Below are 20720 nucleotides of genomic sequence, written 5' to 3'. Positions count from 1 at the left end.
CCCCGCCGATGCACACGCATCGGCGGGCGAACTATCATTAAGCGTAGAAAATGCGGAGGCCGGCCCTGCCGAGCCTCCCCACCATGTAAAGGGGGAGACGTGCTGCCTCAACGGCACCGAATGCGCACCGGCGCTGAATTCTCCCACGCCTTCCGTTCCGGCATCCGCAGTGGACGCCGGAACATCGTTGTATCTACGGCGAAAAATCCCGGAAAAACAACCCGGGTAGGTTTCATTGTGTCGAAGGCGGTGGGCAACGCGGTGACACGCAACCTGGTTAAGCGCCGGTTGCGTGAGCTTGCCGCGCTCACCTGCGCCGCGCATCCGGAAGGGTACGCCATCGCTGTGCGAGCGCTTCCTGCCTCCGCGAGCGCCAGCTGGGATCAGCTACGCCGCGACTACGAATCGGCACTCGAGACCGCGTTCGCTAAGCTCGACCTGCCTCAGAGCAAGGAGAAGCCGTGAGTCGTTCCCAGCGTGACCGCTGTGAAGAACGCTTCCACGCGCATCACAGCGGCACCTATAGCGCATCTGCAGAGACTCTGGGCCCCGACGAGCTGCTGGCACTAGCACCTAACGAATTCGTAAGGCCTGAAACTTTCCTGCAGGCTCTCTACGTTCTACCGCAGAACCTGCTAATCGCGTGCATGAAGGCCTACCGCAAGGTCGTATCCCCCCTCTACGGGGACGTGTGCCGCTACTACCCGACCTGCTCGGCGTACGCCCTGGAGGCGCTGACCACCCACGGTGCGATGGGCGGGCTTTCCCTGACGGTGCGCCGTATTCTGCGGTGTGTTCCCTGGGCGACCGGAGGTATCGACCCAGTCCCGGAGGGGAAGCGTACTTTCGCTCCCGGAGCAGAACCGAAAATTATTCTGCTCAACCACCCCCATCTTTACACCCCTCACACCGGTGGTGACGCCCGCCCTGAGTAGGCGGCGCCTCCCACACAATGACTTAGCCGAGTCCTTAAGGAGTATTCCCGCGTGAATATTTTTGATTTGATTCTTTGGCCGTTTAAATGGATCGTCTCCGTGGTCCTGTGGCTGTTCCACACTCTTTTCACCTCGCTGGGCATGGACCCGGCTTCCGGTCTGACTTGGGTTCTGTGCATCATCTTCCTGACCCTGGTGATGCGTACCCTGACCATCCCGCTGTTCGTCAAGCAGATCAAGGCCATGCGTGGTATGACCGCAATGCAGGGCGATATGGCGAAGCTGCAGGAGAAGTACAAGGGTAAGAAGGACCAGCTCTCCCGCCAGGCCATGGCCCAGGAACAGATGGAAATGTACCGCAAGCACGGTACGAACCCCTTCGCCTCCTGCCTGCCGATTCTGGCTCAGATGCCGATTTTCTTCGGTCTGTACCAGGTGCTGATGGGCGTGCCCACCGCAGCGCAGAATAACCAGGGCGTGCTCATGCTGCCGGCTGAGCTAGTGCATCAGTTCAACGACTCCCAGATTTTCGGTGCTCAGCTCTTCGCGACCATGATGCACCCGGGGGCTGGCGACGCCACCGCGACGGTGATTCAGGCTGCCATCATGATTGTGATGATGAGCGCCACCCAGTTCTACATCCAGAAGCAGCTGAGCGTGAAGAACATGTCGGAGGCTGCTCTGAACTCCCCGATGTTCCGTCAGCAGCAGATGATCATGTACATCTTCCCGATCATCTTCGCTGTTTCCGGTATTAACTTCCCCCTCGGTGTGATGTACTACTGGACCGTTTCGAACCTCTGGTCGCTGGGTCAGCAGTGGTGGGTTATCCGCAACAACCCGACCCCCGGTTCCCAGGCCGAGCGTGAGCTGAACGCCCGCCGTGCGGCGAAGGGCCTGCCCCCGGTGGGTAAGACCCGCGAGCAGCACGAGAAGGACCTGCAGGAGGCTCGCGAGCGTGCCGCAGCCGGTCAGCGCCAGCAGCCGGTGAGCAAGAAGCGCCAGAAGCAGCAACGCAATAAGCAAAACGGAAAGTAAGCTTTCCACCCATCCGGGCCGGGCTCACGCCGCGTAAGGCGCGGGCCCGGCGCCGTGTATGAGATACTTTGTACCCCCAAACCCCGCATATACCCGAGGATAATCGTGACTGAAGCTATGGAATATGAGGAGCAGCTCGGCGACGAGCAGTTCGTGGACGAGGCCGCCGAAGGCTACGAGGAGATTGACGATATCGAGGAAGAAGGCGATATTGCCGCCGATTACCTCGAAGAGCTCCTAGACATCGCCGATCTGGACGGCGACATTGACATCGAGGTGCGCAATAACCGCATTTATCTTTCGGTCGTCAATGACGACGATGACAACGAAGAGCTGCGCCACCTGGTGGGTCGCCACGGCGAGGTATTGGACGCCCTGCAGGAGCTGGTGCGCCTGTCCGTCCTGGCCGGCAACGGCACCCGCTCGCGCCTGATTCTGGATATCGCAGGTTACCGTGCCGAGCGCCGCGAGTACCTGGAGAAGATTGCCGCCGAGGCTATCGAGAAGGTACGCGCTACCGGCCGCGACGAGCACATGAAGCCGCTGAGCCCCTACGAGCGCAAGGTGGTGCACGATGTGGTAGCCGCCGCCGGCCTGTACAGCGAGTCGGAGGGTGAGGGTCCGCGCCGTCACGTTGTGATTTCTCTCCCCGAGGTAGGAGCCTAAGGTGGAGGAAACGAAGGTAACTCTGAACGAGAATGAGCGCGCCGCCGCCGAGGCTGTGTTCGGTGAGCGCCTGCCTCTGGCGGAGCGCTACGTGCAGCACCTTGCGACGACCGGCATCGAGCGCGGGCTGATTGGCCCCCGCGAGGTTCCGCGCCTGTGGGCCCGCCACGTGCTCAACTGTGCCGTGGTGCAGGAATATATCGCCCCGAATGCCTCTGTGGCCGATGTTGGCTCGGGTGCCGGTCTGCCCGGCCTGTGCCTGGCGATTGCTCGCCCGGATCTGAAGCTAACCCTGATTGAGCCTCTGGAGCGTCGCGTCATTTGGCTCAACGAGGTGATCGAGGACCTGGGCCTGGAGAACGTGACCGTGATGCGCTCGCGTGCCGAGCAGGCCGTAGGTGCCGTGGATGCGGATGTCGTCACCGCCCGCGCCGTGTCCGCCCTGGTGGGACTGTTGGATATCACCCTGCCGATTCTGCGCGGCACCGGCGAGCTGCTGGCCTTGAAGGGTCGTAGCGCCGCTGAAGAAATCACCAAGGCGAAGAAGAAGCTGAATCGCTACGGTGCTCGCGAGACCGAGATTCTCACCGCCGGCGGTGATCTACTGGAAGAGCCGACGACGGTGGTTCGCGTGCGCCTCTAGTACTGCAGGGTTGGGGTATTGCAGAAACGTAAATACCCCGTGAAGGATTGCGGACGCTTATCGAAAGGTGGCGTTGCGCCAGGGGAGTGGAAACACTCGCTCGGTGCAGCGCCACCTTTCTGCGTCTGGCACGCCTATATTCGCCGCATGTATCCAGAATGACCCCTCACGTGGAGTATTGCCGCCGCGACGGGTACCCTTGAAGGAGGGGTTGAACTTCAGGCTGAGGTCGGCAATGATTGGATGGCGACAGGCTATCTGCCGCACCCTGTGTAGCCCTCAGGAGCGTGCTTGTGTACCGCGGTGTTTCACGTGAAACATCACGCGTAGCCAAGACTGCAATGTTTCACGTGAAACATTGGCGCCTGGCACACGTGGGGGTTCCTGTTTGCTCCTACGGTGGGTACTGGTGTAGACCATACCTATTTGAGGCACCCCTCCCAGAAACATCAACGCGAATTACGACTCGGATTACGGAAGGCACCCGATGACTCACCACGCCCAGAAAGCGGCCGCAGATCTACTCCCCAAGCCTGTGCATACGCGTGTCTTTACCGTGTCGAATCAGAAGGGTGGCGTGGGGAAAACCAGCACCGCCGTCAACCTTGCCGCCGCGCTCGCGGAAGCCGGCCTAAACGTTCTTGTCATCGATAACGACCCGCAGGGTAATGCGTCGACCGCTCTGGGCATTGAGCATGGCGTGGATGCGCCCAGCGTCTATAACGTGCTCATCGAAGATAAGCCTCTCGCCAAGATTGTGCAGGAATGTCCCGATATGCCCGGTCTGTTCTGTGCACCGGCCAACATCGACCTTGCGGGTGCTGAAATTGAGCTGGTCTCTCTCGTGGCGCGAGAGACCCGCCTCAAGAACGCCCTGGTGGACTATACGGAGTGGCGCGAGAAGCAGGGGATGCCTCGCCTCGACTACGTATTTATCGACTGCCCGCCGAGCCTCGGTCTCCTTACCGTGAACGCCTTCGTGGCCGCCGAGGAGATTCTAATTCCGATTCAGTGCGAGTACTACGCCCTCGAGGGTCTGAGTCAGCTGCTCAAGAATATTCAGATGATCCAGAAGCATCTGAATTCGAAGCTTCGCATTAGCACGATTCTGCTCACCATGTATGATGCTCGCACCAACCTGGCCTTCCAGGTGGCGGAGGAGGTGCGTGAGCACTTCCCGCAGGAAACCCTGGGTGTGAAGATCCCTCGCTCCGTGCGTATCTCCGAGGCACCTAGCTACCAGCAGACCGTCATCACGTACGATTCTTCCTCGACCGGCGCCCGCGCTTACCGAGAAGCCGCTAAGGAGCTTTCGGGGCGTTCGGCTTGATTTAATTTTTGAATACGCGGTTTATTATTGCCGCCTATATTTTAGACATCCCCTCCGCATCTCTTTTGAGGCGTGTGGAGGGGATGCTTTTGCTGGCAATAAGCTGAAATTTTTAAAAAACACCCTATATAAGTTTTATATTTGATATATTTTGAAATTTTTGGATGCCCCTTAAACCACTCCCTGAATGTCGCACGATTCGTCTACACTAGATAAAGAAGCAATATGAACGGACTCATCCGGGAGTCCAAAGGAGTGACGATGGCTGAGAAGCGACGTGGTTTGGGTCGTGGTCTGGGGGCCCTGATTCCCCAGAGTACGAAGAATTCTGGAAGCGCCGAGAAGAAGGCGGCCGAACGAGAGGTAGTGCCCGAGGTTAGTCAGCACTCGAAGGCGCCCGCTCCCGCTCTCGCAGACGAGCCTATGAGCGATGGCCTGTTTGAGATGGCCCACGAGGCGAAGCCTGAGAAGCCCCACCGAGCACCCAAACACGAGGCTCCCGAACCTCCCTCCGAACCTCTTCAGCCTGAGTCTAACCATGCCGATTCGACGCATGATGTTTCACGTGAAACATCGAAGAAGAAGTCTCGCGTCGATATGGGTGCGGCCCTGCGCAATACGACCCTGACCCGCCGCCCGGTGGATTTCTTCTTCGGCGAGGATGTCCCCGTTCCCGGTGCAAGCGAGCAGGAGCAGTCCGATCTGGTGCCGGTGCCCGGTGCGCAGTTTGCAGAGCTCAACGTGCGCGATATTCACCCTAACCGCAAACAGCCGCGAACCGATTTCGATGAGCAGGACATGGAGGAGCTCATCCATTCGGTGCGTGAGATTGGTGTCTTGCAGCCCATCGTGGTGCGTCCCTCCCGCGAGCGCGGGGCAGAGAAGTACGAGCTGGTCATGGGTGAACGCCGTTGGCGCGCAACCCAGGCTGCCGGCCTCTCGACGATTCCCGCGATTATTCGTGAGACCGATGATGAAGACCTGCTACGTGACGCCCTGCTGGAAAACCTGCACCGCAGTCAGCTGAACCCCATTGAAGAGGCTGCGGCCTACCAGCAGTTGATGGAGGAATTCGACACCACCCAGGAGCAGCTCGCCAAGCGCATCGGTCGTTCCCGCCCCCAGATTTCGAACACGATTCGCCTGCTGAAGTTGCCCGCCCTCGTGCAGCGTCGCGTTGCCGCCGGGATTCTCTCTGCTGGCCATGCCCGCGCCCTCCTGGCGCTGAGTGACCAGGGACAGATTGAGACCGTTGCTCAGAAGGTCGTGAATGAGGGGCTGTCGGTGCGCGCCACCGAGGAGCTCGTGGCCGCCACCTCCGGTGCGGAGGAGCCCAAAGCGCGTAAGGCTCCCCGGCCGCAGAAGCATCGCGAGCGCCTGGATTACATTGCGGAGGCCTTCGCTGATAAGCTCGATACCTCCGTGAAGATTTCTCTGGGTGCCCGCAAGGGTAAGATGACGATTGAGTTCGCCAATGTGGAAGATTTGAACCGCATCATCCGTGTTCTGGATTCTGATTTCTCCGGGTAACATCCTTTGAAAATCGCTTATAACAGCTGATTTCAGTTGAATATATGAAAATCCCCCGGTGATGTTTCACGTGAAACATCACCGGGGGATTTCTGTAGTCTCTTGAGGTTAGCCCAGGTGCTCAGAGAACTCAGCCAGCAGAGCGGGCTTCGTCTTAGCACCTACGGTCTTCTTGACGACCTCGCCACCCTTGAAAAGGTAGATGGCGGGAATAGAGGTAATGCCGTACTTCATAGCGGTATCGCCATTCGCCTCAACATCCACCTTGACCACGTCGACCTGACCGGCGTACTCGCCAGCAATCTCGTCAATCACGGGGCCAACCATGCGGCAGGGGCCGCACCATTCAGCCCAGAAGTCCACGATAACGGGCTTGTCGTTCTTCAGAACCAGTTCGTCAAAAGTGGCATCAGTTGCCTGCTGTGCACTGCTCATGGAGTGCTCCTTTCTGACACGGGGTGGATTCCCCTGCGAGTAATACGAATAGTTTAGAGGTTTTCGAGGTAGTGCTGCGCGTCCAGAGCGGCAACAGCACCGGAACCGGCAGCAATAATTGCCTGGCGGTAGGTCGGGTCAATCACGTCACCGGCAGCGAAAACGCCGGGAACGGAAGTCTTCGAGGAACGACCCTGAACCGCGATGGTGTGGTTCTCGGTAATCTCCAGCTGGTCACGTACCAGTTCCACGCGAGGATCGGAGCCAATAGCGATGAACAGACCCTGAACAGCCAGCTGGCGCTCAGAACCGTCCTTGGTATTGGTCAGGGTAATCGACTCGAGGTTGCTCTCGCCGTGAACGGCGGTGACAGCCGAATCCCAGACGACCTCAATCTTCGGGTTGTTGAACACGCGGGTCTGCATGATTTCCGAAGCGCGGAAAGAATCGCGGCGGTGCACCAGGTACACCTTGGATGCGAAGGTCGTCAGGAACAGTGCCTCCTCCAGCGCGGAGTCGCCACCGCCGACCACTGCGATTTCCTTGTCCTTGAAGAAGAAGCCATCGCAGGTTGCGCACCAGGAAACGCCGTAACCGGAGAGTCGGTCTTCGCCCTCGATGTTGAGCTTGCGGACCTGAGAACCGGTGGTCATGATGACGGTCTTCGCCAGATGAACGGCGCCGTCTGCGGTGTAGACCTTCTTCACGTCGCCGGTGAGTTCGACCTTCTCCACGTCCTGGTAGCGGATGTCTGCACCGAAACGCTCGGCCTGCTGGCCGATGTTTTCCATCAGCTCGGGGCCCTGGATTCCCTGAATGAAGCCGGGGAAGTTCTCCACCTCGGTGGTGTTCATGAGGGAGCCGCCGGGTGCCAGGGAGCTGGCGAAGAGGACGGGCTTCAAGCTGGCGCGCGCAGCGTAAATTGCCGCGGTGTAGCCGGCGGGGCCGGAGCCCACAATAATGACGTTGTGGACGGTTGTGTCGGCCTCAACCTCGGCAGCCGGTGCGGCTTTGGTGGCGGGTGCGGATGCGAGGTTCAGATTGCCTAGGGCGGAGCCTCCGAAGAGGCCTCCCAGATTCTCAGTCATCAGATATGTCTTTCCGTTGTAGGTCTTTCGTTCTGCTCCTATAACAGGGCTTTATCCTCGATTATTCCATTTTTTGGGGACCCTTATCCAGATACTCCGCGCACTGTGAATCTTTGAGTAGCCACCCTGCCATAAAGAGTCATAAAAGGACATCAAAATGGCCAGGATTTCATGCCAAAAGAGACCTATAACGGCCATCGCTACATTGCCGAAAAAACATGGATGCTTTATATCCGTGGCTAGATTTAGGGAGATGGTCCCGGTAGGATAGTCGGGCGATTATACGAGGGCGATATTGGTGGGTGTGTCGTGTAGTCAAAGTACAACATCTACCAATTCTCTGCGCTTTGCACAGGGGGAGAGGCAAAAATGAACAACAACCCTCATACGGCTCAGCCCCGACACCGTAAGAATCACTTGAGCAATCTTGGGGCTACTCTGCGAGATCTTGGAGATTTCATCAAAGCTAGCCGCTACGTCCTGGTCCAGCTCTCCATGCTTTTCTTTACCGTAGAGGGGCTTTTGAGGATGCTGCCGTAATTACGAGGCCCGCGCTAGAGACGAAATCAACCGTGCCTTTCAAATAGGAGATGGCTTTCTCTTAACTACATCAAAAGGGCGGGGCTTCCGAACCGTTAGTTCAGAAGCCCCGCCCTTGTGTCTGGGGTGCAAGCGCTCTGTCGGCGTTGCGTTATGGGTTGATTAGTCCACCTTGATCTCGTTGATGCGCAGGCCGTAATTCCAAACTCCAATCGGCAGGGAGAGGCGGGGCAGCTCGTTGACCACGATAATCACGTAGGCACCCTTTTCTGCGCTCTGCTTTGAGGTATCCAGGTTCACGACCGCATCCTTGCCCTCGAAGGTGCCCTTACCAACCTCAACCGCACCGCTCAGGGATGCGGAGCTGTTGGTGTAGACGGTGAAGGAACCGCCGGTGCCGGTGTTCTGCTGGATGGTCAGCTTGGAGACGACGGTGGGGGTCTGCAGCTTCAGTGCCAGGCCGAATTCCTTGATGGTGCCGGCGTAGTTGGCGGTGCCGAAGCCGTAGCTGATCCATGCGGTGTTGGCGTTACCGTCGGTCAGGTTCGGAATCAGGGAGTCCATGTCGCTCATGAACGTGGGTTCCGAGGGAGCGAAACGCGCCACGGATGCGATCTTCGCGGGTGCGTTCGAGGCCTTGGCGGTCGGGGTGGCCGAGGATGATGCCTCGGCGCTGGCCGTCTCGCTGGCCGAAGCCTTCGGGGTGTGCGGCGCAGCTGCCTGGTTGGAGCCGATAGCGCCCAGAGAGGTCAGCACACCACCCGCGACGATGACCAGCAGCAGGACGGCGGCCAGAGCGACGGCCCAGGTACCGCGGCTACCGCCTTCGTCTTCGTCCTCCTCCTCTTCGTAGATGCTGGCGGGCTCGGAGTAGGCGGTCACGGCGCTGCTCTCGCCGGAGTTCCAGCTCTTGGAGGCGCTGATGGTTTCCTGGCTGGCGGTGCCGGAGGAGACCTTCTCGTAGGAATTGGGGGAGCGCTCCGCATCGGAGTCGCCGAAGATTTCGGTGCCCAGTGCATCCTCCGCGTTGGAGAGCGCATGGTTCTCGACGAGAAGGGTATCGAGAAGGGTATCCGGGCGGGTGTGCGAGGTGACCAGGTAGCGGCTTCCCTCGGGGGTGATGCCCAGATCGAGAATCTGAATGTTGCCTCGGGAGTTGGTCGCAAGCGCGCGGGAGTTGGCCTCCAGCAGGGCGCTGCGGTTGGGCGAGGCGACGACGATTGAGACCTTGCGGTTAAGGATCTGGTCGATGCCTTCGAGCACCATATCGGACTCTGCCGTAATGATGATGTGGGCGGTAATTTCGTAGCGGCCGCCGAGGACCGATCCGACCGGAATCTGTTGCGACAACGTGTTCTCCCGAGGTGGTTTCAAAGTGCCTGCCGTGTGGCGGGCTCTGCTAATAGATTCTACCCGGCTTTGCAATAGGCCGTGGCTGAGTGATAGTTCGTGGCGTGCTGGGCGCCTGCGGGCCTAGCGGCGGGCCAGGCGTTCGAGCTTGGATGTGATGGGTGCCAAAAGTGCGTTAGCTTCCTTGACGCGGAAGATCTGCACGCCCGCCAGGTAGGCAAGGCCCATGACTGAGCCGCAGATTACCAGCGTGATAATCGCGGTGATCTTGGAGGACCACGCGAAGCCGTCAAGCTGGTATCCGCCGAGCAGCCACAGGGCGATGGCGGCAATGGCGCCGGCAAAGAGCGATGCGAGAATCGTGCGCGCATAGACGCTGACGATGCCGCGCTGGCCGTAGTAGCCGAGACGGCGGCGCACCATGTAGTGGCTGATGAACATGAGCAGAATGTTGTGGATGGGGTAAATCCAAGCGAGCATGTACACGGTGTACTGGGCGTCGAGCATGGAGGCTGCGAAGCTCATGACGACCATGATGATGGCGGAGTACACCTGGATACGGAAGGGCGTGCGCGCGTCTTCGCGAGCGTAGAGCACGCGGCTGTAGAGGTAGTTGATGGTGAGCGTGGGGGTGCCGAGCGCGGTGATGACGATGAGGCGGGCGATGATGGTGGCCGCAATGGGGTCGCCACCGCTGAATAGCACGGCGATGGGGCCGGCCAGCACGATGAGTCCGACCATGCAGAAGACGGTGGCAACGGCTGCGTTACGCAGGCCGTGAGAGAGCGCGTAGATGACGCTGTCGTTATCGTCGGCGATAGCTGAGGCGCTCATGCGGTTAAAGAGCACGGTGGCGATGGAGATGCCGATAACGCCGTGCGGCAGCATGTACAGCATGGAGGCGTAGTTGAGGGCTTGCAGACCCGGAATCTGGATGCCTATGGCGGCGTAGTGCTCGCGCTGACCGACGATGCCTGCAGCAACCTTGGTCATGTAGAGGAAGGCCAGGTTGGAGATGATACCGGAGGCGAGGGTCCACGCGGCGAGCTTGGAGGCTGCGCGCAGGCCGATGCCGCGCCACGCGAAATCGGGCTTGAGTCGCAGGCCGAGTCGGCGCAGGGGGATGAAGAGTACGAGCGCCTGCATAACCACGCCGAGGGTCGAGGAACCGGCGAGCACGAGGGTTTGTGCGTTGGTCCAGTTGTCTACGGTGTGGATTGGGTGGGGGTTGGGGGTCTGCGCTCCGAAGAGGAAGATGAAGAGGAACAGCGACAGGATGGTGATGACGTTGTTCAGCACGGGCGACCACATGTACGCGCCGAAGGCGTCCTTCGCGTTGAGCACCTGCCCAATGACGGTGTAGAGGCCGTAGAAGAAGATCTGGGGTAGACACCAGAGTGAGAAGATGAAGCCGAGCTGTCGCTGTTCGGGGGTCCATCCCGAGCCCATGATGCTGATGATGGGCCAGGCGCAGGCGACGGTGATGAGCGTGACCAGGCCGATGGCGGTGACGGTGAGCGTGACGAGCTTGGAGATGTAGCGCGCGCCGCCGTCCTGGGCCTTGGCGGCCTTGATGATTTGGGGCACGAGAACCGCGTTGAACACGCCGCCGGCAACGAGCACGTAGATGAGGTTGGGGAGGGTGTTCGCGGTTTCGAAGACGTCACCGACGGTAGAGAGCGAACCGATAGCGACGGTGAGCAGGATGGTCTTGACGAATCCGAGGATGCGCGAGACGAGCGTACCTGCGGCCATGATTGCGCTTGAGCGGGCGTCGGTTCGTGCCACGTGTCTCTCCTGTGTTGGCGGTGATGGTCGGTCGGATGTCTTCGGGCCTCTGTCCGGCTACCTTCGGGATGTCGCCCCGAAGGCTTGCCGGGACGTTAGAGGTGGGTGGTGATGTATTCGCTGGCGCTACGGGCGATGTGCTGCTCGTTGGCGAACGAGAGGCGGGTGGGCAGCTCAGCGAGGGGGACCCACGCGACGTCGATGGCTTCGTGATCGGGGTCGTTGTCGATGCTGAGCTCGCCGCCGGTTGCCGCGAAGAGGTAGTGGTGCACGGTCTTGTGGATGCGCAACCCGTTGGAGGTGAACCAGTAGGCGATGGTGCCGAGGGAGGCTACGGGGTAGCCGGTGATTCCGGTTTCTTCGGCGATTTCACGTCCGGCTGCTTCAACTCGGGTTTCGCCGCGTTCGATGTGTCCCTTGGGCAGGCACCATTCGCGCTGACCGGTGCGGTTGATTCGGGCGATGATGGCCGCGGGGAGTTCTTCGGGCCGGTCGAAGTCGATGATGAGCCCTCCGGCGGATACTTCTTCGGGGGCCGGTACCGGGCGCGCGGGCGCGGCGAAGCGCGTTTTGGGTGCGCGGGGTACGGGAATGCTCATGGTTCTACCTTAACTGATGGAAGAGGGTTTTGGCGCTTCGGGGCGGGGTGATGTGGGCATCCCGTGCGGCGCGGGGTGGTCGTGGAGGCGTTTTATCTGGCACGATTAAAGGATTATGTCGCTGATTATTGATGTTGAGTCGAAGTACCCGGATGCCGCCGAGCTGGGAGAGCTGTACCGTGCGGCGGGGTTTGAGCTGTACCTGGTGGGCGGTATTGTCCGCGACAACCTGCTGGATGACGGCGGCCATTTCACCGATTTTGATTTGACGACGGACGCCACCCCGGAGCAGAGCGAGCAGATTTTGCGCGTGTGGGGTGAGCACACGTGGGATATCGGCAAAGAGTACGGCACGATTAGCGCCCGCAAGAACGGCGTGGTGTACGAGGTGACGACTTACCGTGCCGAGGTGTACGTGTCCGATTCTCGGAAGCCGACGGTGCAGTTCGGTACCGATTTGAGCGCCGACCTGGTGCGTCGCGATTTCACGATTAACGCGATGGCCGCGGCTTTGCCGAGCGGCGAGGTGGTTGATCTTTTCGGCGGCGTGGAGGATTTGCGTGAGGGCGTTCTGCGTACCCCGCGCTCGCCGCAGGAGTCTTTTTCCGAGGATCCGTTGCGCATGATGCGTGCGGCTCGTTTCGCGGCTCGTTTTAATCTGCGCGTGGCCCCGGAGGTTTTCGAGGCGATGCGCGAGATGGCCGGCCGCATCGAGATCATTTCTGCGGAGCGTGTGCGCGATGAGCTGGTGAAGCTGATTGATGCGGATTACCCGCGGGTGGGTTTGAACCTGCTGGTGGATACCGGCCTGGCGGATTATGTGTTGCCGGAGCTTCCCGCGCTGCGCATGGAGATGGATCCGGCGCATCACCATAAGGATGTGTACGAACATTCGCTGAAGGTGCTGGAGCAGGCGATGGAGAAGGAGACGGACGAGGATGGCCCGTGCCCTGCCCCGGACTTTATTCTGCGTTTTGCGGCGTTGATGCACGATATCGGCAAACCGAAGACCCGCAAGTTTGAGAAGGACGGCTCCGTCTCGTTCCTGCACCACGAGGTGGTGGGCGCGAAGATGGTGAAGAAGCGTATGCGCGCCCTGCGTTTTGATAACGACACAATTAAGGCTGTGGCCCGCCTGGTGGAGCTGCACATGCGTTTCTACGGCTACCGCGAGTCGGGCTGGACCGATTCGGCGGTGCGCCGCTACGTGCGCGATGCGGGGGATCAGCTGGAGCGCCTGCACCGGGTTTCCCGCTCCGATGTGACGACCCGTAATCGTCGCCTGTCGCGCTCGCTGGCTGCGGCGTACGACGATTTGGAGCGGCGTATTGCCGAGCTGGCGGCTCAGGAAGAGCTGGATTCGATCCGTCCCGATCTGGACGGCGGCCAGATTATGCAGATTCTGGGGATTGCGCCGGGTCCGGTGGTGGGCGAGGCATACAAATTCCTGCTGAACCTGCGCCTGGACGAGGGCTCGCTTCCCGAGGAAGAAGCGAAGGCGCGTCTCCTGCGGTGGTGGGAGCAGCGCCGGGAGGCGTAGCTTCTGAGGTTTCGGTACCGCATCGCATGGTTGAGCTCACGCGGTGCGGTACTGTTGCATCCGCCCAGCGTGGTGTATTGTTAAGAAATCTATGCGTGTTCCCCACCCGGTGTGCTTCACGTATAGGGCACAATGAATCTCCTGCTATGGAAATCCCATAGCCGTTTAGCCCAAAGGAGGGGTTTAATCATGCGTGCATACGAACTGATGGTTATCCTCAGCCCCGAGGTTGAGGACCGTGCGGTTGAGCCGTCGCTGTCCAAGTTCCTCGAGATCGTCACCAACGAGGGCGGTTCTATCGACAACGTCGATATCTGGGGCCGTCGCCGTCTGGCATACGAGATCCAGAAGAAGTCCGAGGGTATCTACGCAGTGGTGAACTTCACCGCTACCCCCGAGACCGCAGCTGAGCTCGATCGTGTTCTGAACCTGAACGAGTCCGTCATGCGTACCAAGATCATCCGCCCGGAGGATCAGAAGATCTCCAGCAAGTAGTTGCGCCCTCCGGTTGCCGACCCTCTAAAAATGTCAGGGGGTTGCGCTGTACTGGAATCAACACACTTGTAACTCTTATCGAGGAGGCATCTTATGGCAGGCGATACCGTTATTACCGTTATCGGTAATCTGACGAGCGATCCGGAGCTCCGTTACACCCCCGCGGGTGCTGCGGTTGCTAACTTCACGATCGCGTCGACTCCGCGTTCGTTCAACCGTCAGACCAACCAGTGGGAGGACGGGGAGACCCTGTTCCTGCGTGCGTCGGTGTGGCGTGGTTACGCTGAGAACGTTGCGGAGACCCTGAAGAAGGGTACCCAGGTTATCGCACAGGGCCGTCTGAAGTCCCGCTCGTACGAGACCAAGGAAGGCGAGCGTCGTACCTCGTTTGAGCTTGAGGTCGAGGAAATCGGCCCGACTCTGCGTTTTGCTACCGCACAGGTGACTCGCGCACAGCGTTCTGCCGGAGGTAACTTCGGCGGAGGTGCGCAGGGTGGCTTTGGCGGCGGCGCCGGGTACAACGCCCCTGCTCAGGGCGGTTACTCCGCTCCGCAGCAGAATAATTTCGCGGCTCCCCAGGGTAATGGTTACTCCGGTCAGACCGGTTACTCCGCTCCGGCTGCTCCTGCAGCCCCGGCAGCTCCCGCTGCTGATCCGTGGAGTTCCCAGTCCGGCGGTAACTATGATTGGGGTAGCGGCGCCGACGATGAACCTCCGTTCTAAGCCGGTTTCGTTTTCCGAATAGTAATTTATCAATCCATCCCGCGGTTATCCGCCGCGGGCTCCCAACTCTAAGGAGCACCACGATGGCTAAGGCTGAAATCCGTAAGCCCAAACCGAAGCAGAACCCCCTCAAGGCTGCTGACGTCACCGTTATTGACTACAAGGACGTCGCACTTCTGCGCAAGTTCATCTCCGACCGCGGCAAGATCCGCGCTCGCCGCGTGACTGGCGTGACCGTTCAGGAGCAGCGCAAGATCGCTCAGGCTATTAAGAACGCCCGCGAAGTTGCTCTGCTGCCCTACTCCGGCGCTGGCCGCTAAAGAGAAGGAGAGACAGTAACATGGCTAAGATCATTCTGACTCAGGAAGTTTCCGGCCTCGGTGCAGCTGGCGATGTTGTCACCGTTAAGGACGGCTACGCACGTAACTACCTGCTGCCCCGCGGTTTCGCCGTGACCTGGACCCAGGGTGGCGAGAAGCAGGTTGAGTCCATCCGCGCCGCTCGTGCGGCTCGCGCCAAGGCTTCTCTGGAAGAGGCTCAGGCACTTGCTGCGTCCCTGGCTGCTAAGCCGGTTGTCGTTGCACACAAGGCTGGCGCTGACGGCCGCCTGTTCGGTACCGTCAAGGCTGACGCTATTGCTGAGGCTATTGAGGCTGCCGGCATTGGCTCCGTTGACAAGCGCACCATCCACCTGGGTTCCGCTATCAAGCGCACCGGTGAGTACAAGGTGACTGTCCGCCTGCACGCTGACGTTGTTGCTAACGTTGTCCTGGACGTCGTTGCTGCTGCGTAAGTAGTTTTGAGGTTTTCGTGCTGAGGCACTGAAAAACCGTAACGGGGTGTTCTTCCTTCGGGAGGAGCACCCCGTTTGCTGTACCCGTTCCGGCGCATGTTTCACGTGAAACATTGACCCTGTGGGCGCACACTCTAACCCGTGGGAGCGATGGATGCGACGTAGGTCGGCAGACCCCGTAGACTGGTAGACATGGCTAAATCTTTATCGCGTATGTCCTCAAGCGCCCAGCTTCTGGTGACCGGCGTCATTCTGGAGGGTGTGAACCTACTGCTGTGCGCCCTGGCGCTTGTTCCAATGGCGGACGCTAACCTTGCTACGACTCTGCTGTTGCTTTTTCTGATTGTTGGTGGTTTGGGGTCCAGCATTGCGGTGGTATGTGCCCTGGTGGGTTTGGTGAAGTTCCGTCGCTTTCGCTGGGCTAATATCCTCCTGCTCCTGGTGTCTATCGTGACGAATCCGTTGCTTGTACTCACCCTGTATGTGAGCGCTTCCTAGCCCTGGGCGCGGCGTACACGGTTTCTCTCGGATGACTCTCTGCGCCTCTCAGCGTTCTACGGGTCTTCTCCCAGTTGCTTTCCAGCTAAAATCAACCCTCCCGTAAGGTTCGCGGTGTTTACTATAAGTGTTGGTTCGAGAGGACTGCGATGTGAATGTGTGTGTTTCGTGTAGCGGGGAGGCCCGCTCGCGAAAGAAGAAAGGCAAGGCAATAGCGCCTTGCCTTTCTTCTTTTAACGCGACCGGTTTCTACGGGCGGTTTCGTTAAGTACCGATGGGTCTCCTTACCCCCCCAAAGACTCGCCCTGGAAGACGCTTTGGAGGCGACGTTTATTTCGATTTCCCCTGTGGGACCCGCTCCTGTGTACGTTTGATCTTTTGGCGCCGACGGAGCATTTGAGTCTCTCAGCTATTCCCAGCTTTCTTCCAGCTTTAACCTACAGGGAATAAAGGTTTACGTGTAATACTTTATATAGATGGTTCGAGAGGGCCATCAGAAAGTTGGACTTTCCTTGCGGAAGTGGCTCTGATTTTCGTATGTATGTGTGTGTGATGAGACTGGGGTTGAACCGAGAGGTTCGGCTCCAGTTTCTGTTTAACTACTCAATGGTGTATCACTCAATGGCGCAGCATTGAGCGTGACCCTTTGCGCTCACGCGGCACGCCGTAACAAAGGGTATCCATACCCTCGCATAACGTCACATTTCCTTTCTTGGGTGTCGCGGGTCTAGAATTAGGAAATATTAATCTTGCATATTAGATACAAATATTGAGGAGTTATCACCGTGTCTAAGACCCCTTCAGTCCCCGGCACCGATCGTCCTGCCGATAAGGCCGCGGGCCACTGGCTGCTCGCACAGCTGGGCAAGAAGGTTCTGCGTCCCGGTGGCCGTGAAACCACCAACTGGCTGCTGGCTCGCGCTCTGGGCGGCGACATTGACGTCGTGGAGTTTGCCCCGGGCCTGGGTATCACCGCCCAGGAGATTGTGAAGCGTTCCCCGAAGAGCTACACCGGTGTGGATCTCGACCCCAAGGCCGCCGAAATTGTTACCGAGCGCATTGGTGCGGCGAATAAGCCGAACTACCGCGTGGTGAACGCCAGCGCACAGGAGACCGGCCTGCCTTCCGAGAGCTACGACGCCGTGGTGGGCGAGGCAATGCTGACCATGCAGACCGATAAGCACAAGCTGGAGATCATGCGCGAGGCAGCCCGCCTGCTGCGTCCGGGTGGCTACTACGCTATTCACGAGATGTCGCTGATTCCCGATTACCTGCGCCCCGAGCTGAAGGAAGAGATTCAGAAGGACCTGGCCCGCACCATCCGCGTGAACGCCCGTCCGCTGACCCGTGCAGAATGGACCGCCCTGGCCGAGGAGGCAGGCTTCGAGGTGCTGGACGTGTATCAGACCGATATGGCTCTGCTGGAACCCAAGCGCCTGCTGGCCGATGAGGGGCCCGCCGGCGTCGCAAAGATTGCGTTCAACCTGGCTCGTAAGCCGCAGATTCGTGAGCGTGTGCTGGGTATGCGCGGTGTATTCCGCCGCCACGCCGACCACATTGGCGCTATCGGTCTGATTCTGCGTAAGAAGTAGGAGAATCTTATACAGCGAAACGGAGCCCCAGTATTCCCCCGTATAACGAGGAATACTGGGGCTCCGTTTTACACTGGTGAGGTTATGAGTCGCAGATTCGGCTCAGTCACGTGTGCGCCTACCGGAGTTTGTTATGAGCCGTATTCTTTTCTCTCCCGAAAGCTTCAATATGGGTGAAACCACGCGATGTATTGAGATAGCGTGTGTGGCTCGGGAGCGAGGTCATACGGTCTTGTTCCATGTGTATTCCCCTAAGTACTTGGGACTGCTGGAAAATGCGGGGCTTCCTGTGCATCTTCGCGAGCCAATTATGAGCGATGCTGAGGCGGAGCAGATTATGGCGCTGGATCAAGGTAGGGGAGTGCGGCATCCTTTCACGACCGATATAGTGCGTCGGCGGGTCAACGCTGAGCTTGAGGCTATTCGTGACTTTAGCGCGGATGCTGTGGTGATTGGTTCTAATCTGACGATGCTGCTGTCTGCGCGTATTGCGGGTGTCCCTATTTTCTATGCGCGCCCGTACGCTTACTCGTCGACGTATTTTTCGAAGAAGCCTGTAGATGGCGAGCTTGCGGCACCGGGGTGGTTGCGTGCGGTGGCGCGGGTGTTGTCGTATAAGCCGGCTTCTTTTACTCGTGTGGCACGTGAGCATGGGCTGAGGCTTCCTCGCCGTACTGTGGATATGCTCAGCGCCGATGTAAATCTTATCTGTTCTCTGTTTACGCAGCTGCGCGGGGATTCTTTGGTGGATCCTGATGTTGGTGTGGGTCCTATTTATTACCGTGCGCCCGGTGAGTTGCCGCAGATTGTTCGCGAGCCCAGAGAACGACCCCTGATTTACGTGGGAATGGGCTCATCTGGCTCTGCAGATATTTTGGTGCAGGTGCTGCAGCAACTGTCAGCCGCTCCTGTGGATGTGCTGGTCGGCGGCGGGGTGCAGCTCTCGGATACCAGTATGCTGGGCAGCAATATCCATTTCGCCGGGACTGTCCCGGCGCATCTGCTCGCCGGCCATATTGACGCCTCGATGACCCACGGCGGTGAGGGGACGGTACAGACGGCGTGCCTGGCGGGTGTGCCGTTTGCCGGTATTGCGATGCAGGCTGAGCAAAGCTGGAATATTGAGGAGTGCGTGCGCTACGGTAACGCCCTGCGTTTCACGAAGAATGATGTGCGCCGCGGCAATATGCGCGATATTCTGGACCGTCTGCTCAGCGATGAGGGCATGCGCGCTAGGGCGCGGCAGCTGGGTGAGGCAATGCGCACTATGAATGGCGCAGCGCTCGCCGTTGAGAAGATTGAGGATTATCTGCGCGCTCCCCGTTAGGCGTGTATGGGTTTCGCATGTGCCTTCGTGAGAAACTAGCATAGGAGTTCTGCAGAAATTGTTTCTGGAACGTCGTAGATATCGGAATGAAACGCGAGGATAAGCATGTCTGAAACTGCCATTGATTATGGTTCCCGCACTATGCCTCATGATGATGTGGCTGAGCAGTCGGTGCTCGGTGGCATGCTACTGTCGAAGGACGCTATTGCGGATGTGGTTGAGAGCCTGCGTGCGTCTGATTTCTATAAGCCGGCGCACGAGACGATTTATGAGGCGATTCTTTCTCTCTACGGTCACGGTAGCCCCGCGGACGCGATTACGGTTGCCGACGAGCTGAAGAAGCGCGGCGAGCTGACTCGTGTGGGTGGCGCAGCGTATCTGCACACTCTGATTGCTTCGGTGCCCACCGCTGCGAATGCTCAGTACTATGCCGAAATCGTGAAGGAGCACGCGATTATGCGCCGCCTGATTGAGGCGGGTACTAAGATTGCGCAGCTGGGTTACGCCAACGAGACCGAGGTGGACGCACTCGTGGATCAGGCGCAGGCGGAGATTTACGCGGTGACCGATGGCAACGCGAAGGAAGATTACGTGTCCTTCTCTGAGGCCTTGGAAGCGACGATGCGCGAGATTGACGCAAACTCGAACCGCCCCGATGGCGTGTACGGCGTGCCGACTGACTTCATCGAGCTTGATGAGCTGACCGGCGGCCTGCACGGTGGCCAGATGATTGTGATTGCGGCTCGTCCGGGTGGGGGCAAGTCGACCCTGGCCTTGGATATTGCGCGTTCGGCGGCTATTCACCACCACATGGCAACGGTTTTCTTCTCTCTGGAGATGAGCCGTACCGAGCTGGCCATGCGTATTCTCTCCGCAGAGGGCAAGATTTCAATGGGTCGTCTGAAGAAGGGCGATCTGGACACCGAGGGCTGGACGAACCTGGCGACTCTGCAGGGCCGTATTGATTCTGCCCCTCTCTTTATTGATGATTCGCCAAATATGACTCTGATGGAGATCCGTGCGAAGTGCCGTCGTCTCAAGCAGCGTAACGATTTGAAGCTTGTGGTGCTGGACTACCTGCAGCTGATGAGCTCGGGCAAGAAGGTGGAGTCCCGTCAGCAGGAAGTCTCGGAGTTCTCCCGTAGCCTGAAGCTTCTGGCTAAGGAGCTGGATGTTCCGGTGATTGCGCTGTCGCAGTTGAACCGTGGTTCGGAGCAGCGCACCGATAAGCGTCCGATGGTTTCGGATCTGCGTGAGTCGGGTTCTATCGAGCAGGACGCGGATATGGTGATTCTGCTGCACCGCGAAGATATGTATAACCCCGATAGCGATCGCGTGGGCGAGGCTGACATGATTATCGCGAAGCACCGCGGTGGCCCGACCCGTACAATTCCCCTGGCTTTTAGCGGTAAGTACTCACGCTTCAATAACATGGCCAATGAGGCTCCTCCGCAGTACTAGACTTTGAAAGCCCCTGTTCCCGTTGCTGAGTGCTCGGTAGCTCGAGCTTCGTCTGGGAGCAGGGGCTTTGGCCTACCCACTGTTTATTTCTCCGGGGATAACTGACGTAGGGGAGGAAGCACGGGCGCGGGGATGGAGCGGCGAAGGTATATGGGGGTTCTTGCTTTTCCCTGTCTTTGTCTGGGTTCCGAGGCCCATGAGGGGCCCCGAAGGGGTCTTTTACCCCTGCTTAAAATTTTTTTGGCCTTCTTTGGAATCAATATATCGTTCTGACTAGGTTATTTATTGAGATAAGCCACCCAAAGGGCGCAATGTGGCCTTATTTGTGTTCTACTTCACCTGTATTCGG

General features: G+C 59.0%; 21 protein-coding genes. 16 read left to right on the top strand and 5 right to left on the bottom strand.

Annotation, left to right across the window (positions count from 1 at the left end):
* Positions 1-99: 99 nt before the first annotated feature.
* From rnpA to HMPREF2630_RS01450, 7 genes are all read left to right on the top strand, one after another.
* Positions 100-465 (top strand): ribonuclease P protein component, encoded by a 366-nt coding sequence (rnpA, locus tag HMPREF2630_RS01480; RefSeq protein WP_049346364.1) that lies wholly within the window; start codon positions 100-102, stop codon positions 463-465.
* A complete protein-coding gene (gene yidD, locus HMPREF2630_RS01475) occupies positions 462-935 on the top strand; it encodes a membrane protein insertion efficiency factor YidD (RefSeq protein ID WP_005504090.1) in 474 nt (157 codons plus the stop codon). The genes rnpA and yidD overlap by 4 nt, the downstream gene beginning before the upstream one ends.
* Positions 936-986: 51 nt before the next feature.
* A complete protein-coding gene (gene yidC / locus HMPREF2630_RS01470) occupies positions 987-1973 on the top strand; it encodes a membrane protein insertase YidC (protein WP_049332230.1) in 987 nt (328 codons plus the stop codon).
* A gap of 105 nt (positions 1974-2078) precedes the next feature.
* On the top strand, positions 2079-2639 hold the full coding sequence (locus HMPREF2630_RS01465) for a Jag family protein (RefSeq protein WP_049344493.1): 561 nt from the start codon (positions 2079-2081) through the stop codon (positions 2637-2639).
* 1 nt (position 2640) lies between these two features.
* A complete protein-coding gene (gene rsmG, locus HMPREF2630_RS01460) occupies positions 2641-3282 on the top strand; it encodes a 16S rRNA (guanine(527)-N(7))-methyltransferase RsmG (protein WP_049344490.1) in 642 nt (213 codons plus the stop codon).
* Positions 3283-3769: 487 nt separating this feature from the next.
* On the top strand, positions 3770-4612 hold the full coding sequence (locus HMPREF2630_RS01455; protein ID WP_049344488.1) for a ParA family protein: 843 nt from the start codon (positions 3770-3772) through the stop codon (positions 4610-4612).
* Positions 4613-4873: 261 nt separating this feature from the next.
* Positions 4874-6142, top strand: coding sequence for a ParB/RepB/Spo0J family partition protein (locus HMPREF2630_RS01450; RefSeq protein ID WP_049344486.1), 1269 nt, complete (start codon positions 4874-4876; stop codon positions 6140-6142).
* Positions 6143-6250: 108 nt separating this feature from the next.
* Here HMPREF2630_RS01450 and trxA read toward each other — a convergent pair whose 3' ends face one another.
* From trxA to HMPREF2630_RS01425, 5 genes are all read right to left on the bottom strand, one after another.
* Positions 6251-6577, bottom strand: a complete 327-nt coding sequence (gene trxA, locus HMPREF2630_RS01445; protein ID WP_005504074.1) for a thioredoxin — start codon at positions 6575-6577, stop codon at positions 6251-6253.
* 53 nt (positions 6578-6630) lie between these two features.
* Positions 6631-7665 carry a thioredoxin-disulfide reductase gene (gene trxB / locus HMPREF2630_RS01440; protein ID WP_049344483.1) on the bottom strand — a complete coding sequence of 345 codons (1035 nt, stop codon included), beginning with the start codon at positions 7663-7665 and terminating at the stop codon, positions 6631-6633.
* Between the two features lie 702 nt (positions 7666-8367).
* Positions 8368-9555, bottom strand: coding sequence for a hypothetical protein (locus HMPREF2630_RS01435; RefSeq protein ID WP_049344481.1), 1188 nt, complete (start codon positions 9553-9555; stop codon positions 8368-8370).
* 123 nt (positions 9556-9678) lie between these two features.
* Positions 9679-11343 carry a murein biosynthesis integral membrane protein MurJ gene (gene murJ, locus HMPREF2630_RS01430; protein WP_049344480.1) on the bottom strand — a complete coding sequence of 555 codons (1665 nt, stop codon included), beginning with the start codon at positions 11341-11343 and terminating at the stop codon, positions 9679-9681.
* Between the two features lie 95 nt (positions 11344-11438).
* Positions 11439-11942, bottom strand: a complete 504-nt coding sequence (locus tag HMPREF2630_RS01425; RefSeq protein ID WP_049332212.1) for an NUDIX hydrolase — start codon at positions 11940-11942, stop codon at positions 11439-11441.
* Between the two features lie 115 nt (positions 11943-12057).
* On the opposite strand from HMPREF2630_RS01425, the gene HMPREF2630_RS01420 reads away from it, so the two are divergent.
* The 9 genes from HMPREF2630_RS01420 to dnaB all read left to right on the top strand — a co-directional run bounded on the left by HMPREF2630_RS01420 (position 12058) and on the right by dnaB (position 20371).
* Positions 12058-13482 carry a CCA tRNA nucleotidyltransferase gene (locus HMPREF2630_RS01420; protein ID WP_049344478.1) on the top strand — a complete coding sequence of 475 codons (1425 nt, stop codon included), beginning with the start codon at positions 12058-12060 and terminating at the stop codon, positions 13480-13482.
* A 189-nt stretch (positions 13483-13671) separates the two neighbouring features.
* Entirely contained in the window at positions 13672-13977 is a 306-nt protein-coding gene (rpsF, locus tag HMPREF2630_RS01415) for a 30S ribosomal protein S6 (protein WP_049332208.1), read from the top strand.
* A 93-nt stretch (positions 13978-14070) separates the two neighbouring features.
* Positions 14071-14700 carry a single-stranded DNA-binding protein gene (locus HMPREF2630_RS01410; protein ID WP_049332206.1) on the top strand — a complete coding sequence of 210 codons (630 nt, stop codon included), beginning with the start codon at positions 14071-14073 and terminating at the stop codon, positions 14698-14700.
* Positions 14701-14783: 83 nt separating this feature from the next.
* A complete protein-coding gene (rpsR, locus tag HMPREF2630_RS01405) occupies positions 14784-15020 on the top strand; it encodes a 30S ribosomal protein S18 (protein ID WP_004005948.1) in 237 nt (78 codons plus the stop codon).
* A 20-nt stretch (positions 15021-15040) separates the two neighbouring features.
* Entirely contained in the window at positions 15041-15493 is a 453-nt protein-coding gene (rplI, locus tag HMPREF2630_RS01400) for a 50S ribosomal protein L9 (protein WP_049332204.1), read from the top strand.
* Positions 15494-15685: 192 nt separating this feature from the next.
* Positions 15686-15991, top strand: a complete 306-nt coding sequence (locus HMPREF2630_RS01395; protein ID WP_049344476.1) for a hypothetical protein — start codon at positions 15686-15688, stop codon at positions 15989-15991.
* A 785-nt stretch (positions 15992-16776) separates the two neighbouring features.
* On the top strand, positions 16777-17583 hold the full coding sequence (locus HMPREF2630_RS01390; protein WP_049344474.1) for a class I SAM-dependent methyltransferase: 807 nt from the start codon (positions 16777-16779) through the stop codon (positions 17581-17583).
* Between the two features lie 133 nt (positions 17584-17716).
* Positions 17717-18910: a glycosyltransferase gene (locus HMPREF2630_RS01385; RefSeq protein WP_049344472.1), complete on the top strand. Its 1194-nt coding sequence runs from the start codon at positions 17717-17719 to the stop codon at positions 18908-18910.
* 105 nt (positions 18911-19015) lie between these two features.
* Positions 19016-20371, top strand: a complete 1356-nt coding sequence (gene dnaB / locus HMPREF2630_RS01380) for a replicative DNA helicase (protein ID WP_070483099.1) — start codon at positions 19016-19018, stop codon at positions 20369-20371.
* Positions 20372-20720 lie beyond the last annotated feature (349 nt).

This window comes from Rothia sp. HMSC072B03 (assembly GCF_001809565.1).
In the GTDB taxonomy this organism is placed as follows: domain Bacteria; phylum Actinomycetota; class Actinomycetes; order Actinomycetales; family Micrococcaceae; genus Rothia; species Rothia mucilaginosa_A.
Note: the sequence above shows the minus strand (reverse complement) of the source record. Positions and strands in the feature narration are given on the sequence as shown.